Below are 21,172 nucleotides of genomic sequence, written 5' to 3' on the forward strand. Positions count from 1 at the left end.
CCTGTGAAGACGGTTCGATGTACGAACTCTGTGTAAAATTTGTATTTTGTTCGTTTCACTTTTCATGAAACATTTTTAGTCGAGCTTGTTCTTTGCTTGAAACGTCTCTTTTATTGAAACTTGTATTAGCAAGGTCAGAGCAATGAAATGCAAGAGCGTGTTATTTTTGCGTTAAAGCGCCACGTCTATTCCTGCATTACCTTAAATGCTGCTATCAATAGTGAGCATTATTGCGAGCAACTTAAGAGAATTTAAAAATACTTTTGTTACTGGATATTGTATACATAATTCACTCTATCTAATCACCAAAACGAGACTTGAACATAAAATGAGCATTAATCACCTCCTTATTGTGCTGGGTAAGCGACTTAATGAGAATAAATTGACTGATGAAGGAATCAGTCGAGTTGATGCTTTAGTAGGGTATCTGGTGGAGCTTTTGGTTGAAGAGTCGAATCAGCAAACGGCCGTTGCATTTTGTGGCGGGGTAACAAAGGGGCAAACTCTCTCAGAAGCGGATGCAATGCACCAGTATTTTCGAGAGCTTGAAGCTCAGTACGAACATCCATTTAAATTGGGTGCAATCTTATTTGAGCAACGCTCAACAAATACGGTAGAGAACATTCAGAATTTGGCTTCTGAAATGATAGATAGCGGACTGTTTACTCGAGGGCAGAGTGTGAAAGTAACCTTTATCTCGAACGATTATCACCTGCAACGCATCTTTGAGATTCAAGCGTTGATGGACGAGCAAGGCCTGCTTAAGGTGCTTATCGAAAAGTGTTCAGCGCTGGGTGTAGAACTACAGATAGATCGCAAGTTGGAATCTCATATTCCAGTGCCATACCCGCACCAAACGACTCAAGGCCAACTGTTTTTGCTGATGGATGTACTCACGACCTACAGAGTTTATCTTGAAGGCGCAAGCGCAGGGGCGTTTCAACGAGATTTAGATATCGTTAGGAAAGAGCCACAAAGACTCTCCGTTGAAGCGTTGGTTAAAGCAAAAGAATTGGTAGGGGATTCATCTCTTTTTGGTATCGTGGAAAGCCTGCTTCCAGTATTGGAGCATTGTATTCAACAGACTCCAGTGGATACGGACACAAAAAAAGTCAGGGAATACCTAGCACTATTAGACACTAACCTGACTTTATTGAATCGATATTTAGATCCTGAATCGGATCACACACATCGCTGGTGGCGATAAGCGTTTACTTCTTTCTCGTGATGCCATGAACCGTTTTTAAACTAGCAAAAGCGATCAAACAATAGGCCAGAAGCTCAGTACCTTCTTCGGCAATATTTTTAACCACGCGAACATAATCATCACCCATGACATTGTGCCAAAAACTGCCCATGCCAAATAGGCGAGAAAATACCAAGAGCAGCATGACACCGGTAACCAAAAGGTTCATGTGCGGAGATGCTAGGATCAGCGCCAGTTGATCAATCGTGCGCTTACCGTTCTTTACAGCATAAAAAATCGCGCTACCAGCAACTAAAAGCGCAGGCACAACCCATGAGCCATGTACAATTTTGTCAAACCAAAAGTCCATCTCACGGATAAACATCACAGCAAAGAAGGCACTGATGAGAAGGGCTGCATGTTTAACTTCGCTTCTCTCTCTTGCGAGATAAATGAAAGAACCAGAAGTCACGACAAGCAGTAACTGCTGGAGCATCTCAGTCACTGAGATCTCACCAACATTGCCATTCAACAATACAAAGTCAATTCGAAGTGCAAGGTTCGCGACAATACTGATCGCCAATACGACTAACGCTGTCTGGCATCGTTTGTAGATAACTTGAGAAGTTGATTGCGACAGCGTGAACTCTGGGATCTCAAGTGACATATGAGTTTGTTCTTTGGTTTTAGATTGGCTTTTCATATCAATACGGCTTGTAATATTTTGTAACAGGCTGGCATTCTATCGTCTCGAACATCCCCACAATGTCATGGAAATGTCAGCAATAAAACACTGTTCAATTGGTGTGTATATACGGTAAACCGCTGCCTTAAGGCAGGCAGTTTACGTAACGTCATAGAATTTTAGGGGCGGGGTCTTACAGCGGTGAGGTTAGAAACTCTTATTCGAAGTGATTACTTTTCAGCTTCTTGCTCGTGGTTATTGCGGTAGTACTCCCACTGTTCAATGCGCTCGCCGTCATCGAATACACAGTAAGTGGTGCGTTGATTGTTTTCAGTCACCGTATCTAATTCACCGTCCTGTTGAACACAATAAACCGCGGCTGGGTTAGCGACTGAAACACGTTGGCCTTCGCTATATTCTGCATAGTCGTTTGCACAACCGCCTAACACAACGGCAAATACAGCCATCAAACCAATTTTCTTCATGTTTATCTCCTACGTGATAACTCTATAAATAAATGCGTTAAGTTCTACAGAACCCAATTAGAAGCTCTATGAAATGAGTATATTTTAGATTTCAGAAAAGGTTGTCCTAATTTGGTCAAGATATTGAAATAGTTTTATATTTCGTTAGGTTTCGCCAATTTTTGAGTGCTAGATCAAGCTAACTAGAGCCAAGCTATAAGTTGAGCTTCCTTGTGTGACGCGTGCTCGTTTGAGGTTTACTGTACTCGGTGGCGATGCGTTAACAACAGGGAGGCCAAGTAGGAAAGCGTTCTTGAAGGCGATTGTGCACCTCGAATCTATTGATGATTATGATATGATGCCGCCAAATTCCGTAGAGCATTCACAATCATGAGACACCTAAAAACCACTATTCACCCTGATATCGACCATCTAGACAATAAAACGGTATATAAGCGCAACGCAGCCCGTGCGATTGTGTTAGATGGCGAAGACATTCTGATGCTTTATACAGAGCGTTATCACGACTACACCATTCCTGGTGGCGGTTTAGATGAAGGTGAAGATGTTATTGCAGGTATGGTTCGTGAACTGGAAGAAGAGACGGGCGCGAAGAACATTCACAGCATCAAGCCGTTCGGTATCTTTGAAGAATTTCGTCCTTGGTATAAAGACGACGTAGATATGATGCATATGATCTCCTACTGCTACTCATGCAAGATCGACCGTGAGCTTGGTGAAACGGCTTACGAAGATTACGAAGTCAAAAACGGAATGAAGCCGGTGTGGATGAACATCCATGAAGCGATCGCTCATAATGAAAAAACGATGGCTGAAAGTCCTAAAAAGGGCATGAGTATTGAGCGTGAAACCTTCTTACTTCATCTCATAGCCAAAGAGATGCTTTAATCGCTGTACTATCTTTCAGTATCATCGGTTGTATTAAATAGATCAGCAAAAGCCGCCTAAAAGTGGAATACTTTTAGGCGGCTTTTTATTTCTAGGGTTACTTAATCTTAGTTGCCACAATAGCCTTTCCAAATTCATCTCATCCCACTTGCTAGTGATTATGTTCTCCTTACTAACAATGCTTATATCTATCATTGTTTGTGTTGCTTTCTGTGGTCAATCACCTCAGTAACTTATTGATCTTCAAGTTGACAAACATTCCATCAAATTGATTCCTATTTTGAATAACCCTCAAGTTTAAAATTCTATAAATTCAAACTTGAGGAAATAAATCAATTTATTCATGGTGTTATATTTAATTTTGAAGAGTTACAAACTTGGCTTCCCTCTTGCTTCGTTGTACAAAGCAGCTCGCTTTATCGGCATAAAAATAACATTCCACGACTTGGGCCAGATTCATCGCTTGGGAAAAATGGAAACCATTATTTAACCGTCGTTCAGAGTTCACATACTTATCAAGGAATTCGCTCACGCGAAGATGAAGTAGAGGTTTACTATGAAATACAAGCAGGTTATTTCCCTTATTACAGCGGTAGTCAGTGCTCCCATCTACGCGACTACCGTGGATTTAGACTTTTCAAACCATATTGAATCAACCAACATGGATACTTGGGCTGGGCCTTCTTACGATGGCGCTGTCATTCACTTTTTAAACGTCGGTACGCACAACGGAAAAACGGTGGACGCTAAAGTGAGTAGTCGAGTGTTCGGTGATGCTACGTTCTTGTTCCATACCCCCGACTACAAAGTGGGTTCAGGGCAACCAGATGGAGACATCGGGTTTCTTTATCAAACAAATTCCGCAGGGGCGGCTGGCCTCATCTATACATTCGAGTTTTATGATGGAACCGATGGTTTGTCGGGTACCTTTTCTGAACCCTATACGCTTCCTGAATTTGACATGATCGGTTATGACATTGATGGGGAGCCCGTTCAGTCAGAGCAAGTACGAGTATTCAAAAGCGAAGGCTTCTTCAGTTATCAAACTGGTTCAGCTGGTGCAAGTTTGACGGCGGAAGAGAGCGCCGATGGCACATCTGTTCTGTTCAGTGGCCCTGGAACCAACTTTGACGAGACAGACACTTCGGGCGCAGTGAAATTCACGTTTAAAAACACCTCTATCGTGACACTTCAGTTCGAAACCGTCACGACCAGTGGCAGTTCTTTCCCTAATCCAATTTTCTCAGCATTTGATGGTAACTGGGACTTATCGGGCTTCACCACACCGATTGAAAGCTCAGACGAATCTGATTTTGGTGATGCGCCTGATAGCTACGGAACATTGCAAGCAAGCAACGGTGCAGAGCATGCGATTTCATCCACGCTTTATTTAGGTGCGAGTATTGACGCTGATACGGATGGTCAACCGGGTGCTTCATCAAACGGCGATGATTTAGATATTGGCGGGAATGATGATGACGGTATTACCTTGTTGTCGAACCTTGAAATTGGTTTAGATAGTTTAATTAATGTCAACGTAGTCGGTAGTGGTTACCTACAAGCTTGGGCCGACTGGGATATGGACGGGACTTTCGGTGATGACGAGCAAATACTGAAAAATTACTCTGTTGTCGACGGAAGCCAAGTCGTTCCTATTCGTGTTGGTGATGACGCCGTCGTTGGTGTTGTACAAACTCGATTCCGTTTAGCGAGCAGCCCTAATATTCCTAGCGATGGATATGTGGGTGACGGGGAAGTCGAGGATTACGTGTTCAATGTTACCGACCCTGGCACAACTATCCAGCACTCCAATTACTACACCGCAGCGTTTGAAGATAACTGGCCAGAAGTGGGTGACTTTGATTTAAATGATGTTGTGGTTTATTACCGCACCACTATTTTAAGTAAAGACGATGCTGTGCTTCGAATGGACATCACAGGTACGATCATGGCTTACGGTGCCTCTTATGGTAACGGCTTAGGTTGGAAACTGAGTGGCTTCGATGAATCAGATATCGATCTGCAAACTGCGAGAGTACAAAGAAATGGTGTGACTCGCTTTAATATCTCTCCGTTTACAGGGGAAGATAAAGACGTAGCGTCACCAGGTGGAGATCTTGTTGTCGTTGCTTCATTGAATCTACGAAATGATTTACCGATTAACGTCGAGTGTATGTTCCACCGTACGAATCCGTCTTGTAGTCCTTCTCTAGAATCTGATCAAATGACGTTCAGTATTTCTCTACCTTTTAATGCGGATAACCAACCAAGCGCGAGTTCACTGATGCCATTGAGTGGTTTTGACCCGTTCATCTTTGGTCCGGGAGAGGGTTTGTATCACGGTTCTAGCTTCTCTGGTTCTCCGGGTAAAGACTTAGAGATCCACACAGCAGACTTCCCTCCAACGACACGTGGTACGTTAGTGAGTGATTTCTATGGTATCGCACAAGATGACTCTGACCCATCTACCGATAAGTACTACCGAACTACTCAAAATATGCCGTGGGGGATCTTAATTTCATCTCCGTGGAACCATCCAGCAGAGTACATTGATATAAGTGAAGCGTACCCTGATTTTGCAGAATGGGCGACGTCAGGAGGGGCTTCAAAACCTACCTGGTACCAGAACCCTAACTCTGACAAAACTTGGTCTACTGAAGATTAATTAAGGAGGATTTATGAAACTAACTAAACTAATGCTAAGTAGCGTGACTGTTGTCTTCCTTACGGCTTGTGGCGGAGGAGGCGGTGGTGGCGGTTCAACCACCTCAACGCCAAGTGCAGTGACACCACCGGGTAGCGGCTCTTCTTCAGTAAACACTCCATCGGGAGGCAGTACCGCAGTGACATCAAGCGTTGCATCCGCACAGCAAGCATTGAAATCGGTCGAGCTCGTGATACCCGAAGGTTTTGATTTCTCCACCGAAAGAGAAGTTAAAGTGACCGTTGATGTGGCAAGCTCGCAAAGCTCACGAGGTTTTATGAGCCTGTATACCCAGTTCAATGGTGATGTTGTCGACTACACATCACAAGTGTTGAGAGTACCAATCAATGAAGATATCGACTTCTCTACAACATTACTTCTACCTAACCATGTTGAAAAAGTTTGGGTTGAAGTATGGTACCCATCGGCGATGGGCAGCGAAGTGAAACGCTCAATTGATGTCGAAAACGGACAGGTCGATGTGATTCTCTAACCGCCTAGTGAAATTAGGGGCTTGAAGGCTGAAGCAATATCCGATTTTTGTTGTTGTGGTATTGAGTTTGGTTTAAAGCTCCCCATTTAGTGTACTTAAGATACTTTGCCGCCATTAGGGCGGCAAAGTTGTTTCTTGTGGCGCTAAAATATAACACCGATATCGAACAATTAAACATGGTTGACATTGTCAACTATGTGTTTTTGATGTATCTTTACCTCTGCGATGTTCCATCTTGCCGGATAACACCATCACATCGCTGTGTGCCTGCCCTAAACAAAGAATACTATGACTAAAAGACAGTTTATTGCCCATTACTTGCGCATGAATCGCACCTCTTATTTGTTGGCGATTGTGTTCATTTTTCTCGTTAACTGGTTACAAGTAGAGATCCCTCGTTATATTCAATTGGCGATAGATTTGATTGATGATGCCTCTTCAACAGGTCACCAACAGCTTCAAACCTATGTTTGGATTGTGGTGGGCATGTCGGTCGCTATGGTTGTCGTGCGGATCCTGTCGCGGATCTATGCGTTGAACCCTGGGCGAATCACAGAGGCAGCTCTCAAAAGTACACTGCTACAAAAGCTGAATCGCTTACCAAGCAGCTTCCATGAACGCTTCGCTTCAGGTCGTTTAATCTCAATCATCAATAATGACCTTAGCGGGATCCGTTTGATGTTCGGCGTGGGCTTTTTGCAGTTCTTCAATGCGTTGCTTGCCTTGTCTCTGACGCCTCTTTACATGTGGCGTATCTCACCAGAATTAACGCTTTATTCGATTATTCCTATTTCAATCGCTTTTGTGATTTTCCGAGTGGGCTTCAAGCGCATGAAAACACTGCACTTAGAACACATGAAGCGCCTGCAAAACCTGTCTGCTCAGTTGATGAGTTACCTATCAGGGATTGATCTGATCAAGAGCCAGCAGATGTCACCTTGGGTGAAAGCAGAAACCGAAAAGCTCAATCAACTGTTGCTTGAATGCCGTCTTAAGATCACTCGTATTCAAGTCTTCTTCATGCCGGTGCTTGATTACGCCAATGACCTGATGAAAATTATTATTCTTGGTCTGGGTGGTTTCATGTTGATGAGGCAGGAGCTCACATTAGGAGAGATAACCGCTTTCTTAACTTACTCGGTTTTGCTTGCAATGCCGTTGATGCAACTTGGTCGAATCGCGACGATTTATCAGCGTGGCATGGTCGGAATTCAGAGCGCGCAAACCATTCTTAACGCCAAAGTACCAGAGCTAGATGAAGAAAAGCTCTCTGAGTTAGATGTTGAATCGCTGAAGGGAAAAACGTTCTCTGTTCGTAATCTTAGCTTTAGTTACGCGGGTGAAGAACGCTTGATCCTTGATGACATCAGCTTTGATATTCCTGCGGGTAAGAAAGTGGGTGTACTAGGCGGAATCGGAGCGGGTAAAACGACATTAGTGAACTGTTTGAATCATCATTTAGATGTGCCTGAAGGTTCCGTTTTCCTTGGTGAAAAAGATGTCACGAGTTTCTCACGCAGTGATTTACGTCGTTATGTGAAAACCGTGACTCAAGACCCTTACCTGTTCTCAGCGACTGTCGAAGATAATATCCGCTTCGGTAGCTTGGATACCGATTTGGCCAAGAGTCAGGTTGATGAAGTATTAGAGCTCAGCCAATTAGCCAGTGATGTGACTCGCTTTGAACATGGCGACCAAACCTTGGTTGGAGAGAAGGGCATCATGCTGTCTGGTGGTCAGAAGCAGCGTCTCAGTATTGCACGTGCTTTGTTGCAGCCAACCGACTTAATCATCATGGATAATGTATTGTCTGCGGTCGATTATGAAACCGAAAGACAGATCTTAGAAGGCTTGTTTAAACGATTGGAAAATCAGTCGGTTCTGGTGGTGTCACACCGCGTTAATGCCCTTGAATATATGGATGAAATTATTGTGTTGAATGAAGGTAAGGTGATTGCCAAGGGCGACCATGCCACGCTACTCAAAACTTGTCCTTACTACTATGAGACATGGCAGCTACAGCAGAATGAAACGGAGGCCGCAGCATGTTAAAGGGTGTTGATCTCAAGTATCTAAAGCATTTCTTTCAGTTTGCTAAGAAATACAAAGGCTCTGCCATTCTGGGTATTGCGATGCTTCCGCTGTCGGTCATCACGAGCTTATTGTTTCCTTGGTTGATCATTCAAGTGATCGACGTCCATCTAAGTCATGGTGATATGGATGGTCTGCTCGAGTACGTTTTCTACTTGGTTGCCGTGCTGGTGGCAAGCTACGTGGTGGATACCACCTATTCGTATAACCTGCGTAAAACAGGTCAATACACGATAACTGACATGCGCTCTGTGTTGTTTGCTCGCGTGCTTAAACTGCCGCGTAGCTATTTTGACAATACACCAATAGGTGTCACGCTTTCGCGCCTGACGAGTGATTTAGAGACCATCGGTGAGACCTTTGTTCAATCAGTTGTCGGTTTAGTGAAAGACAGTATTAACACCATTGCTTTGTTGGTGATGATGTTCTTCATTGATTGGCAGCTGACGTTGATTGTATTGATCATCATGCCGCCTGTGATGTACTTAACGGTGTACGTGCGAAACCGACTTCGTGCTTTGTATAAAGTCACGCGTTCTTCACTTGCACGCGGTATTGGCTTTCTACAAGAAGTTTTGTTCGGCATGAAAACGGTACAGATGTACCGAGCGGAAGAACAAGTCGAGCAGCGTTACCAAGGCTATACAGATGAGTTTTTGAAAGCACAGAAAAAGATCAATAAATACGATGCGATTCTGTTTTCGTTTATCTCTGGCATTACCTCAATCACTATCGCGATCATGATTTGGTACGGTTCTGGACAAGTGATCGAAGGGGCACTCACCTTGGGTGTGCTGATTGCGTTCATCAACACGTTAGAAAAGGTATTTGTACCGATTCGCGACTTCACCTCGCTGATTGCTTCGATTCAGAGCTCATTTGCTGCGTTTGACCACATCGAAGAGCTGTTTGTTGAGCCGACGGAAGAAGAAGGTCGCAACTTACTGCCATCTAACAAGGTTGAAAAACAGCTCGAACAGTTTGTGAGCCTTGAGTTTAAGAACGTGAGCTTTCGCTACAAAGACGACGCTCCGTACGTTCTAAAGAATGTCTCGTTTGTATTGGAGAAAGGGCATCAAATCGCGCTTGTGGGTTCGACTGGCTCGGGTAAGTCGACGATTCTGCGTTTGATATCTAAAACCTATCAAGACTATGAAGGCAGTATTCTGCTTAATGGTCTAGAACTGTCGCAGATCTCAAGTGAAGACTCTGCTCACTTGTTCTCGATGATGATGCAGGATGTGCATTTATTTGAAGAGACGATTCAGTTCAATATCGCGCTGGGTAAGGAACACCTGTCAAGAACTGAGGTTGAGCAAGCTGCGCGTTATGTTTATGCGGATAAGTTTATCGAGCAATTGCCACAAGGCTATGATTTCCGTCTAGAGAAGAACGGAGCCAACTTATCGGTAGGGCAAACGCAGCTTATCTCCTTTGCACGAGCGGTCGCACAAGGTGGACAACTGATGATGCTTGATGAGGCAACCAGTTCAGTAGATTCCATCACTGAAGACTTGATTCAAAAAGCCATGCAGCGTCTGTTCAAGGAAAAAACCGTGATTGCCATTGCCCACCGCCTAAGCACTGTTCGCCACTCTGATACTATTCTGGTGTTGGAAAAGGGTGAAATTGTTGAGCAAGGCAATCACCAACAGTTGGTCGCACACAATGGCATTTATGCCGGCTTGTTGAAGGAGTCAATTATGGAAACAAGCGACTCTCAAGTAACGGTTGCCTGATCACCTCAAGTCAGGTCTACCGTTATCGATACTATGGATTGGTGTTACTTATGTTTCACCAATTTCTATTCTTTTCTAGTATTCCCAGTAGCTTAGGGAAAATAAAACATATTTTACGATTATTAATATGTTATGATCTCCCTACTACTAAAGGGGTGTCTACGGGCATCGGGATGTATGCAAGCAAGAAGAACCTGCTTGTGTCAGTCACTTTCTGGCGAATATGGAATCGAAAATGTTGTTGGAAGAAGTTGTAGAAATTATTGAATTAACCGACTCAGACCATTTATCTCAAGCAATGGAGCTGTTTAACGAGCATGGTTTTGTTGATGCTGAGTCTTTGCCTTTTATGAACGTTGTGTTCGAAACCGCACCAGATCAGCTTGCGAAGAAACTGTCGCAAATTGGTTTTAAAGGTTTAGTGCAAGTCGAAAAGAATGAAGACGCATCAGGCTTCACCATCATTGATGCTGACCGCGTTCTGCTAAAAGATTCTGCTTAGTTGAAAGATTCTGCTTAGTTGAAAGATTCTGCTTAGTTGAAAGACTCTGCTTAGCTGCAAGATTCAGCTTAATTAAAGACTCTATCCAGTTCAGTAACACCCGTTATGATTATTTGAGGTTAACACAGTGACAACAGCAACCATTTCATCAACAGAGCAACACATTTCCAATGAACATGCGCTTTTAGGTGCATCGTTATTAGCGTCTCAAAAAGTTGAGTTGGCTCTTTTCAGTGTTATCTCTAAATTGGCTAAAGCGTTACCGAAAGAAGCGCAGCAGCCACTGGATTTAGACTTGGATACCTTTCTAAGAGAGAAACCAAGTGATCAAGTTGCTACGTTGAGCTTGTACGAACAAACCTTTGGTGAACAGCTTCCGTTAAAAACAAATGAACTTAACGACTTTATCTACCACAGAAATCTTGTGACTCGTGGCTTTTGGCGAGTGACTGGCGCTGATGTGAAAGGCGGTGAGAAGCTAGCTAACCCAGAGCTTTATTTAAAAGAGTTCTTAGCTAAATGCGAATATTGGCAAGTGATGATAGATACTCACAGCAAGTAATCAAATTGAAAGAAGAAAGCCATAGCAACCGAGCTATGGCTTTTTTTGTGTGTAGGAAACTCGAGCGTTAAGAATTAAGCGTTAATGAGAGGATTTAAAGCTAGAGCATCATCTTCAATACATAGTTCTTAGAGACAAAGTGGTGTTTCAGTGCTGCGCTAATATGAAGAACAATTAAACAGGCTAGGGCAATACAACTGGCACGGTGTAAATAGAAAAAGAAACCGTTGATTGCAGGATCGGTAATTAGATTGTCGACGGTGGTTAGCCAAAATAACAAATAAGGCTCTTTTAGCATCAAATAACCGGTACTGAACACCATGAACATGACTAAGTACATCAAAGAGTGTGCAAGTTTAGCAATGCACTTCTGTCCTTCTGGTATCGAGATAGGCATAGTTGGCGAAGACCGAAAGTGACTCCAGATATAACGGACCACGAGCAATGGCGTCGCAATTGTCGCCAATGACATATTGAGTATCGATAGGAAAGAAAACAGCTCTGGATGATTGGTGACATAGTGCATCACATACCCAGCAACGGTTGCATAGATGATGACGGAAGCCATTACCCAGTGCAGTACACGGCTTGCCAAATCGTATCGTGGATTATTCAAATTAACCTCGCTCTGATCGTTATTAATATAAGATTCAACTCGATGCAGTAAATCAAAATTCGCTATATTCGCATCGCGAATTAATTATATAGAACAGTATTACTCGGTATTTTGATAATTTAGAAATTAATGATGTTGCTTCAGGTGTTTTATAATTATCAATGATGTTTTAGAGTGTTACTTCCAATACGGACAAAGCAAACTTGTCGACTTCCTAGCTTGTATGCCTATTACGAGATACAGTTAGCTTAAAGGTAAATATATAAGGAATGTATAATGCTTCGGATCTTATTGATTGCAGTTATCTCGGTGTTCAGCTCGATGAGTTTTGCAAGCGAAGAGGATAAGTACTCTGAACAGGAGTATTTGGATAGACCGCTGATGGAACGCTATATCTTGGATGAATTGAAGCAACTGCGAATGGAACAGCAGGATCTTGAAAGGCGTCTTACCATTCAGATGACCGATCGTGAATTGGCTGTAGCGGATAAATCGCTGAACTACGCTAATGTTACCGTGACGTATTTCTTCTACATCATTGCTGGTGTTGCTTCTCTTATTGCCTTGGTGGGTTGGCAATCACTCAAAGAGTTGAAACACACCACTAAAGAGATGGCAGATCGACGACTCAACGACATCGCCCAAGACTATGAGAAGAAGTTTAATGTTCTAGAGAGGGACCTTAAGCGTAAAACCAGAATCATTTCAGAGAACAACCGAGAAATCGAAATCATCAATGAGATCCACAACTTGTGGTTGAGAGCTCAAAATGCTCAAACCGCAGAACAAAAAATTGAAATCTACGATGAGATTTTAAAAGTTCGCCCGGGTGACTTGGAAGCGCTTACATACAAAGCTGATGCGGCCATGGACATGCAGGAATACCACTGGGCGATGAGCTTATGTAACCGTGTGTTAGAAGTGGATGATCAGAACGCCCACGCTTTGTATCAACGAGCTTGTGCATATGCAAGGCTAGGTGCTGAAGGTCAGGCGATAGACGACTTAGAGCGCTCTATCGAAGCCAGTGGTTCAATGCGAGAGCTATTAGCCGATGAACCTGACTTTGAGATGTTACGTGGCCTAGAGCGCTTTGAGGCGCTTCGCGAAGAATAAATGTTTTATGATATGGTGGGTTTCTTAAGCCCACCATACTTTTATGCTTTATACGGAACGGTTTCTTACATTTCGTTTGTTTTGTTGAGCTGATTGTTATGTTATAACACTTTCTAAGTTCCTTGTTATAACCGTTAAGTATTTATGAAGTACCTCCGTATTAGCCTGATTGTTGTTGCTATCAGTGCATTTTCACTTGCCGCTTTACTCTCTTTTCATCCTGAACCAGAAAAAGAAATTGTAATAAAAGTCACGCCTTATCAAGAACTGAACACGGACGGTGAGGAACAGGCGCCCCCACAAACCAATTCGAACCCAATGATCAAAATTCACTACTTTGTGAAGGTTGGGGATACCCTCAGTAATATATTTGAGTCGTGGAATCTGCCTTATGAAACAGTTCATAAGGTCATGGAAGCCGATCTTGAATCTTTGAAACTCGATACAATAAAACCTGGTGACCACTTAGAGCTGCTTGTCGATGGTAATTCTAAACAGCTTGTTGAATTGATCTTCCACGAAAGTCTGGTTGAGCAGGCTGCCTTTACTCGAAATGATGATGGAAGCTTCAGCTATCAGTTCCATGAGATACCGGGTGAATGGAAGGAAAAACTCTATGCGGGCAGTGTGCATGGTAGCTTTTCAACATCTGCATACAAAGCAGGGCTTACGACAGCTCAGATAGCCAATATTACTCGCACGTTGAAAGATAAAGTTAACTTTGCTCGTGAGCTAAGAGCAGGTGATAACTTCAATGTACTGGTTAAAGAGCAGTACACGAATGATCACTTAACGGGCAAAACAGAAATTCAAGGCATCTCTATTCAATTGAGAAACCGAGAAGTGGCGGCGTTTTTGGCACCTGATGGCCTCTTCTACGACAGAGAGGGTAATAGCCTAGAGCAAGCGTTCGATAGATACCCTGTAGACAGAAAGTTCCGAAGAATTACCTCATCGTTTAACCCTAAACGAAGACACCCAGTGACAGGGCGAATCTCGCCGCACAATGGTACTGACTTTGCGACGCCTGTGGGCGCACCCGTATACTCAACGGGTGATGGCCGTGTTGTAGCGCTTCGTGACCACCCTTATGCCGGGAAATATTTGGTGATTGAACATAACAGCGTATACACGACACGTTATCTTCACTTGAGCCGCTTCCTCGTTAAGAAAGGTCAGCAAATTAAGCGAGGTCAGAAAATCGCATTATCGGGTGCAACTGGCCGTATCACCGGTCCTCATTTGCACTTTGAAGTCTTGGTTCGTGGTCGAGCTGTCGATGCGATGAAGGCTAACTTACCGATGGCAAGCTCGATTATGCCTAAAGATAGGAAAGAGTTTTTGGCTCGAATGGCATCGTTTGATGACATGATTTCTGAGCAAGCAGATCGTGCAAGTTAAAGATATTCAAGCCTAAGTTGTCCACCGAATACAATAACGCCCCTTAGCTAGTGATTTAGCTAAGGGGCGTTTTTTCTAGGTAATCACACGATTTAGCGAGTGATTCAACTAAGCCACAACCACTGCTGTGCCACTTGCTGAAACCATCAGCATGCCATTACCTGTGCCAAGTACTTCGTAATCAATATCGACACCAACTACTGCGTTTGCACCTGCTTCAATGGCTTTCTGTTCTAGCTCTTTGAATGCGTAGTTACGTGCTTTTTCCAGTTCTTTTTCGTAAGTGCCAGAACGCCCACCAACAAAGTCACGAATACCCGAAAACATATCTTTGAATACGTTCACCCCTAGGATCGCTTCTCCGGCAATAACCCCTTTGTAATCGACAATGCGTTTGCCTTCGACAGATTGTGTAGTGGTAATAATCATAATGGCCTCGGTAAGTTAGATACTTAGTTATTAGTTTATTTACTGCTAGTTGTATTGTTGAGTGGAACATTTTTATTCTTGCATACCACCGCTGAGTTTTGTCTCTGAGCGTGTGAATTCATGTCTCAACCATGTTCTCAGTTTTAGCACACTTTCTTGTTTTAATTTGTTTTTTGGACAAACAAAATAGAAATCTTGGTGTGGATTAGCCACTGGATCGCCAAGCTCTACCAGCATGCCGTGGCTAATGTCATCTTTCACAAACAAGCGGTGAGTGACCAATACACCAAGCGACCGAATTGCTCCTTGCACAGCTTGAATTGAAACATCGAACGTCAAGTTACTGTGGAAGGTGGGCATAGGAATTTGGTAATGATCGCACCACACTTGCCAGTCATGCTTTCGCCTAGGGTTAAAGACACCAATGGTTGGGTTTTGTTTCACGAGTTGTTCAACGCTTAATCCCATTTGGTTTTTCAATAGTGCGGGGCTGCAGACTAAAACCAGATCATCATCGCCGAGCTTTTCGCTGTAATACTGATCCCATTCATTCGGTTTGCCGTGCACAAGGGCTATATCGACGCCTTCCTGTTCGATATCAAAAGGGCCGGTCAAGGTGGAAATACGAATATCGAGTGAGGGAGCAAAAGCTTGGAAGTCGGGGACGCGGGGAATCCACCAGTGCATCGCGAGTGAGTTCACCATGTTAAGTGTAATACGGTGATCGTTAGGTGTTTTTGCCAGTTCTTCAGTGGCTTCAATTACCTGTTCGAGTGCTGGCGCGACCTTTCGATAATATCGCTTACCTGCGGCATTTAGCACAACACGGCGACCTACACGTTGAAACAACGGCTTGTTGACCAGTTGTTCCAGTGACTTGATAGCTTGGCTTACCGCAGAGTGACTGACATACAACACCCGAGCGGCGTCGGTCATGCTGCCAGTTTCAGCCACAGCAATGAAAGCATAAACGGATTTAAGCGGAACGAGTTTCTTCATTGGTAAGTTTTCCTTACAGTTATGGTTAATATTACTCGCTATTTTTCATCTCGTCACGTCTCTAAAATAGGTGTCATAGGAGGTGATAATTATGTCTGATATTACCAAGGCAACGACTTTCATGTTGTTGTCGACGTTCAGTTTGTCTTTAAGTGGCTTAATGGCCAAGTATCTGTCTGAAGTGATGCCGATTTCATTGTTGAGTTTTGTGCGCTTTTTCCTACCCAGTCTGTTTTTATTCTTATTCTTGATGTTTTACAAAGTGACCAAACCATCGGGAGATATGTGGAAGCCTTTGGTGATGCGTGCAATCTTTATGGTGGCGTGTCAGTGGTGTTTCCTCACGTCATTGCAAACCTTAACTTTGGTTGAAGGTGTGGTGTTATTCAGTACAGGTCCTTTGTTTATTCCGTTGTTAGAAAAATTAATATTCGGAACTAAGATTCATACAACGACCATCGTTTGTTTGGCGATAACCTTTGTTGGTGTAGTGCTGATGGCTGGGGATTGGTCGCAGTTTGAATTTGGCTCAGAGTTTTTTAGACCGGCATTGTTGCTGGGTTTAATGGCGGGCATGTTTAATTCAGGCTCACAAGTCAGCTTATATCGAGCGTCTAAGACGAGCCTTTCGCCAGCAGAGCTAAACGCGTGGACATTTTTAGTCGCGGCAATCATTGTGATTCCTATGGTTGTGTTTACTTCAGTATCAGCCGCTCCTGAGGTAATTGAAAGCACAGGCAACATATCGGCGTTGTGGTCTTTTGATGACTTACGTTGGATTGGGCTGGGTGCACTTGGGTTGGCGCTATTCACCATCAATACGCAGATCTTCCGTTCGAAAGCATACAAGTTGGCAGACAGTGGATCTCAATTGGCTCCGTTAATTTTTACTAACATGCTGTTTAGCGCATTATGGCAGGGCTTGTTCTTTGATGACGTGTTTTCTACTCAACAGATGATTGGTATTAACCTCATTGTGGTTGCGAGCATTAGCAATACGTTATTGGCCAAAAGACACAGCAGAGCGAAAGCCAAGCAGGCACCGCGAGCTGCAATGACGGTAGCGAACGCTACAGCGTTGGATTCTGCCGCGAAAAGTTAAACATTGAGTTTATGACCTAAAAGCTAGAACTTAGAACCTATAACTTAAAATCTAGAACAACGAACGTATGTACTCTTTCACTCGTTCAATGTGCTGGTTCTTATCAATCTCACAGCGTTGGTTAGCTTCAAGGAATCGCTCAGCGTATTTGTCATAGATTTTGTTTTCTAAGAACAGTAGATACAGTTTTGGATCGATATGACCGCTGTTGGCCATGTCGGTCATGATGTTGAGTGATTCACTGAGCAGCTTGCCTTTTTTGTATGGGCGAACACTGGACGTGAGCGCTTCAAACACATCAGCAATCGCCATCGCTCTAGACGGCAGAGGCAGTTGGTCTTCGTTCAAGCCTCTTGGGTAGCCTTTACCATCAATGCGTTCGTGATGCCCGCTCGCGATATCTGGGATGTTCTTGAGGTAAGAAGGGTAAGGGAGTTTGTTCAGCATGGTGAAGGTTTGAATAATATGGTCGTTGATCATAAAGCGTTCTTCATCGTTTAACGTGCCACGACGTACTTTCAAATTGTGCAGTTCACCTTGATTGTATTTGACCTCTCCCGGCTTGAGCACAAACGCTTCTTGCCACAAATCTGCAGGGTTAAAGCCATTGTCCCAAGGTATTTTGTGCTCGGGTTTGTCAGCAAGTAGAGGCTCCATGATTGGCAAAGTCTGTTCTGTATTTGCTGGCTTAGTTTGACCTTTCTCTGTCGTGTCTTGTTGTGTACGGAATCTCTCTTTTTCAGACCAAGATATTCCAAGCTGATCGTCTAACGTTCGTTTCCATTGACGTTTGGCGATTTGGTCCAATCGTTCGAGTTGTGCTTCTGTCATTGATTCTCCGCCTAAATTGCACTGCGCAACGAAGGCAAACTCTTCATCGAGTGTTGATAGAGTTTGCTCGAGGACCTGTAGCTGCACTTCCTGAAGTTCACCGTTCGCCATCGCTTTCCAATAGTCGGTTTCAGCTTGCTGCTTGAGTAACTCAAATCGCATGCGAACTTCGTGGATTCGGTCGTAAATGGTCTCGAGTTTGGTTGCTTTGTCTACCACATACTCTGGGGTGGTGACTTTCCCACAGTCATGTAACCACGCGGCTAACATCAACTCTTCCCACTGTTTGTTGTCCAGAGAGAACTGAGGGTAATAGCGGTCGTCATCGATAGTCGCTTGGGTTAACCATTTGGTCAGCTCAGGTACTCGTTGGCAGTGACCTCCAGTGTATGGGGATTTGGTATCAATCGCAGAGGCTATCAGCTCAATAAAGGCGTTGAGCATGTCTTTCTGTTGCTGCATTTGGTCAATATTGTCTTTGGCGATTTCCGCAAAGCTCAGCAGCTCTCTTAAAAAGGCATGTTTATCGGACTGGGCTTTGGTTATGGGTCTTTCATAGCCAATCGCCACAATGCCAACCAACAGCTTTTCACGGTTCAGCAATGGGAACAGGTACAGGTCTGAATTGAAGATTGAGTCTTGATAGTAGTTGAGCACATTGTCTTCTCGATTTAAGTGGATGGTCTCTCCAGACTTAAGTTTGCACAGTAACCAAGGTGTATGCTTGATGAAGTCATTGATGTCTGCTTTGAAGGGAATGATCGCTAGGTTAGCGGCGGTATCAAACACATCTTTCTCTTCTGATTGAGTAAACAGCACAATGGTTTCGGCCTTGGTTATCAGATAGCTTTGATGAGCAATGTTCTTGGCAAGTATCGAGAACTCCTGATTCCCTGCTGTGTCTCGCAGCAAGTTGATCAGGTCATGAAGTGTGTGTTCCATCAATTCAATGGAGTGGGCGAGGTTCGCGACTTCTTTAATCATGCTTTTGGGATAGTGGGTACGACGGAAATCAAAGCGTGCGATGTTGTCGGTAAGCTGCATCAAGGTATTGAGAGGCTGGGACAGGCGATTAGCCACTAGCCATACGATACCAAAGCAGATAAACAGCATCCCAATCGCGACGGCGACCTGTTTGTCACGCATCGAAATGAGATCAGAAAGTAGCTCATTGTGTGGTGTTGCTTCTGCCAAATAGAGAGTCACGTTTTGGGTGAGCTCAACCGGAGTTAAGGTCAGTGCCCATGTGTTCAGGTTGTACTCGACGTTTTTGAGATTGAGGTTAAACTTTTCCTCATCTGAGATTAGCGGCCCCAATACTGAAGATTTTAACGCTTCCATTTGCTCTCGTTTGGGTATGTTGAAAAAGCTCTGCTCCTGCTCACTACCAGAGAGTTTGCCTGCGCCATTTACATTATTAGTATTGCCATGGTTAGCTTGGAAGGTGAGGTTTGAGGTCGTTAAATCCAGTTGATGCTGACCCAGAAGGTTAAAGTGTTGGTCAAATAGAGCCAGTCTGGTCTGCGGAGAGTAGGCCAGCTCACTGATCTGAGAAGAGAGTGAACTCAGCGTGAAGTCGGCGCCTACCACGTGCTTGCCATCAGCTGAACGCCTAGACAGTGTAATGCCATTGGTTTTAAGAAAATAAAAAAGATAGGGCTCGGATAGGTGGATTGAACCATCGGGCTTTGCATTGCGATACCAAGTACGAGTCGTTGGGTTAAATTTACTCTCGCTTTGCACTGTGCTGATGACCTGATGCGCACCATCGAGGTAGGTAATAAAGTTCTCACCATCCAAATTAGTGCTGCTAACCATCATGGTCGCTTTAGCAGGGGCGTTATTTTCGGCCCTTTGCTTATTTGTACTTAAGGGGCGGAAAATTCTAAAGTCACCATCCTCCGAGCCATAGAAGAGCGCAACTAAATTAGTATTCTGTTTGAAGATAATATCAACCGACGCTAGCCAAGACTCCTTCTCGATAGAGAAGCTTTGTTGATTAACAAACGGACTGACCGCCATCACGTTCAAAGTGGTGATGACAGGCGCTATTGCTTGCTTGAACACCGACTCTAGCTTGTCACGGTGCTCATTACTTACCTCGCGAACGGTTCCTAATAGCAACTCTTGAGAGTGTCGATAGCTTATTGATATCAAAACTGCGCCGACAAATGTTGTCAAAATTAGGAAAAGGCTAGTGATGTGGATACTCAGCGGATAACGTCTTCGTCTCATCTAACACTCCAGCGTGTGAACTGGTTTAAGTATTGACGAACTTGGGTAGGTTGCAAAAAATTGGCTCAATTACCCGGTTAGCCTGTCGCTATGATAATGAAGCCGACCGATAGAATGTTGCGTGAAGGTAGAGGTGACAGTCTGTCCTGTAACTTCTGGGCAATTAGTTACAACAAAGCGTTAGGTTAAGGTGCTAATTGTCACTTTGTGCTGATAAACTGGCTTTATTGATACCATAAGGCACTCGCTTCCAAGTTGAGGCTTTAGGTTTATTTTCTGAAAAGTTTAGATATCAATAGAGGGCATTGATTTATGGAATTAAAGGTAGACACTCACACCCATACATACGCCAGTGGTCATGCCTATAGTACATTGATTGAAAACGCTAAATTGGCAAAACAAAACGGCCTTGCTATGTTCTGTACCACTGACCATTCAGAGTCAATGCCGGGCGCGCCACACTACTGGTTTTTTAGCAATCAGCGTGTACTTCCTCGCTTTATCGAAGGCGTTGCGATTATTCGCGGCGTTGAATCAAACATTATGAACACTCAGGGGGAGATCGATATACACCCAAGCGTTGATAAGAACTTAGATTGGGTAATTGCGAGCTTTCATGAGCCTGTATTCCGTCCATCAGATTCTGCAGCTCATACTGAGGCTCTCTTGAATGTCATCAAAGGTGGTCGAGTCGATGCACTGGGTCATTTGGGTAATCCTAATTTTGATTTCGATTTTGAAGCGGTCATCCAATGTGCGGTAGAGCACAATGTCGCCATCGAGATCAATAACACGACACTGAAAGGCAATAGCCGCGTGGGTAGTGTCGACCGCTGCTACGAGATCGCGAGAATAGCAAAAGCAAAAGGGGCATTTATCACTTCGGGTAGTGATGCTCATTTCTGCCAAGATGTAGGCGGTTTAAATCTTGTTGCTTCATTACTTGATGAGGTGGGTATAGATTCGAATAAGGTGATCACCCATTCACCGCAGCAATTCTTGTCATTTTTGGCGCTACGTGGTCGCAACGAGATCCCAGAATACTCGGCGCTTGTTTAAGAGAATGTCGGCGGGTTTGCATTTCGACACAATCAATTTTTGTGCCTGA

At 43.9% G+C, this 21,172-nt stretch carries 18 protein-coding genes; 12 read left to right on the top strand and 6 right to left on the bottom strand.

Translation table 11 applies throughout. The features are described 5' to 3' along the window. The first annotated feature begins 328 nt into the window (after positions 1-328). A complete protein-coding gene (locus FLM53_RS18425) occupies positions 329-1,207 on the top strand; it encodes a YdcF family protein (RefSeq protein ID WP_176679926.1) in 879 nt (292 codons plus the stop codon). A 4-nt stretch (positions 1,208-1,211) separates the two neighbouring features. On the opposite strand, the gene FLM53_RS18430 is transcribed toward FLM53_RS18425, so the two are convergent. Further along, on the bottom strand, positions 1,212-1,889 hold the full coding sequence (locus FLM53_RS18430) for a hypothetical protein (protein ID WP_176679925.1): 678 nt from the start codon (positions 1,887-1,889) through the stop codon (positions 1,212-1,214). Between the two features lie 212 nt (positions 1,890-2,101). Beyond that, positions 2,102-2,356, bottom strand: coding sequence for a DUF333 domain-containing protein (locus tag FLM53_RS18435; RefSeq protein ID WP_017105223.1), 255 nt, complete (start codon positions 2,354-2,356; stop codon positions 2,102-2,104). 369 nt (positions 2,357-2,725) lie between these two features. Here FLM53_RS18435 and FLM53_RS18440 point away from each other — a divergent pair, with 369 nt between their 5' ends. The 7 genes from FLM53_RS18440 (at position 2,726) to FLM53_RS18470 (ending at position 11,335) form a co-directional block, all read left to right on the top strand. Next, positions 2,726-3,244: an NUDIX hydrolase gene (locus tag FLM53_RS18440; protein ID WP_176679924.1), complete on the top strand. Its 519-nt coding sequence runs from the start codon at positions 2,726-2,728 to the stop codon at positions 3,242-3,244. Positions 3,245-3,800: 556 nt separating this feature from the next. After that, positions 3,801-5,909, top strand: a complete 2,109-nt coding sequence (locus FLM53_RS18445) for an LruC domain-containing protein (RefSeq protein WP_176679923.1) — start codon at positions 3,801-3,803, stop codon at positions 5,907-5,909. A 13-nt stretch (positions 5,910-5,922) separates the two neighbouring features. After that, on the top strand, positions 5,923-6,441 hold the full coding sequence (locus FLM53_RS18450; protein WP_176679922.1) for a hypothetical protein: 519 nt from the start codon (positions 5,923-5,925) through the stop codon (positions 6,439-6,441). Positions 6,442-6,729: 288 nt separating this feature from the next. Next, positions 6,730-8,493: an ABC transporter ATP-binding protein gene (locus tag FLM53_RS18455; protein ID WP_176679921.1), complete on the top strand. Its 1,764-nt coding sequence runs from the start codon at positions 6,730-6,732 to the stop codon at positions 8,491-8,493. Continuing rightward, complete coding sequence (locus tag FLM53_RS18460) at positions 8,487-10,271, top strand: ABC transporter ATP-binding protein (protein WP_176679920.1); 1,785 nt, start codon at positions 8,487-8,489, stop codon at positions 10,269-10,271. The genes FLM53_RS18455 and FLM53_RS18460 overlap by 7 nt, the downstream gene beginning before the upstream one ends. Before the next feature lie 235 nt (positions 10,272-10,506). After that, positions 10,507-10,773, top strand: a complete 267-nt coding sequence (locus FLM53_RS18465; protein WP_017059525.1) for a hypothetical protein — start codon at positions 10,507-10,509, stop codon at positions 10,771-10,773. A 127-nt stretch (positions 10,774-10,900) separates the two neighbouring features. Then, on the top strand, positions 10,901-11,335 hold the full coding sequence (locus FLM53_RS18470) for a hypothetical protein (RefSeq protein WP_176679919.1): 435 nt from the start codon (positions 10,901-10,903) through the stop codon (positions 11,333-11,335). A 100-nt stretch (positions 11,336-11,435) separates the two neighbouring features. On the opposite strand, the gene FLM53_RS18475 is transcribed toward FLM53_RS18470, so the two are convergent. Then, on the bottom strand, positions 11,436-11,951 hold the full coding sequence (locus FLM53_RS18475; protein ID WP_176679918.1) for a cytochrome b: 516 nt from the start codon (positions 11,949-11,951) through the stop codon (positions 11,436-11,438). 276 nt (positions 11,952-12,227) lie between these two features. On the opposite strand from FLM53_RS18475, the gene FLM53_RS18480 reads away from it, so the two are divergent. Further along, positions 12,228-13,067, top strand: a complete 840-nt coding sequence (locus FLM53_RS18480) for a tetratricopeptide repeat protein (RefSeq protein WP_176679917.1) — start codon at positions 12,228-12,230, stop codon at positions 13,065-13,067. 144 nt (positions 13,068-13,211) lie between these two features. Continuing rightward, on the top strand, positions 13,212-14,468 hold the full coding sequence (locus tag FLM53_RS18485; RefSeq protein ID WP_176679916.1) for a peptidoglycan DD-metalloendopeptidase family protein: 1,257 nt from the start codon (positions 13,212-13,214) through the stop codon (positions 14,466-14,468). 108 nt (positions 14,469-14,576) lie between these two features. Here the strand turns inward: FLM53_RS18485 and FLM53_RS18490 are convergent, their stop codons facing one another. Both FLM53_RS18490 and FLM53_RS18495 read right to left on the bottom strand, forming a co-directional pair. Then, on the bottom strand, positions 14,577-14,897 hold the full coding sequence (locus tag FLM53_RS18490) for a heavy metal-binding domain-containing protein (RefSeq protein ID WP_004730185.1): 321 nt from the start codon (positions 14,895-14,897) through the stop codon (positions 14,577-14,579). A gap of 72 nt (positions 14,898-14,969) precedes the next feature. Beyond that, complete coding sequence (locus FLM53_RS18495; protein WP_176679915.1) at positions 14,970-15,896, bottom strand: LysR substrate-binding domain-containing protein; 927 nt, start codon at positions 15,894-15,896, stop codon at positions 14,970-14,972. A 91-nt stretch (positions 15,897-15,987) separates the two neighbouring features. Here FLM53_RS18495 and FLM53_RS18500 point away from each other — a divergent pair, with 91 nt between their 5' ends. Next, positions 15,988-16,998: a DMT family transporter gene (locus FLM53_RS18500; RefSeq protein ID WP_176679914.1), complete on the top strand. Its 1,011-nt coding sequence runs from the start codon at positions 15,988-15,990 to the stop codon at positions 16,996-16,998. 51 nt (positions 16,999-17,049) lie between these two features. Here FLM53_RS18500 and FLM53_RS18505 read toward each other — a convergent pair whose 3' ends face one another. Further along, positions 17,050-20,064, bottom strand: a complete 3,015-nt coding sequence (locus FLM53_RS18505) for an HD domain-containing phosphohydrolase (protein ID WP_176679913.1) — start codon at positions 20,062-20,064, stop codon at positions 17,050-17,052. 312 nt (positions 20,065-20,376) lie between these two features. On the opposite strand from FLM53_RS18505, the gene FLM53_RS18510 reads away from it, so the two are divergent. After that, the gene (locus FLM53_RS18510; protein ID WP_176679912.1) at positions 20,377-21,123 is read left to right on the top strand and encodes a phosphatase; all 747 of its coding nucleotides are present in this window, start codon (positions 20,377-20,379) and stop codon (positions 21,121-21,123) included. The last annotated feature ends 49 nt before the right edge of the window (positions 21,124-21,172 follow it).

This window comes from Vibrio sp. Scap24 (genome assembly GCF_013394185.1).
Lineage (GTDB): Bacteria > Pseudomonadota > Gammaproteobacteria > Enterobacterales > Vibrionaceae > Vibrio > Vibrio pomeroyi.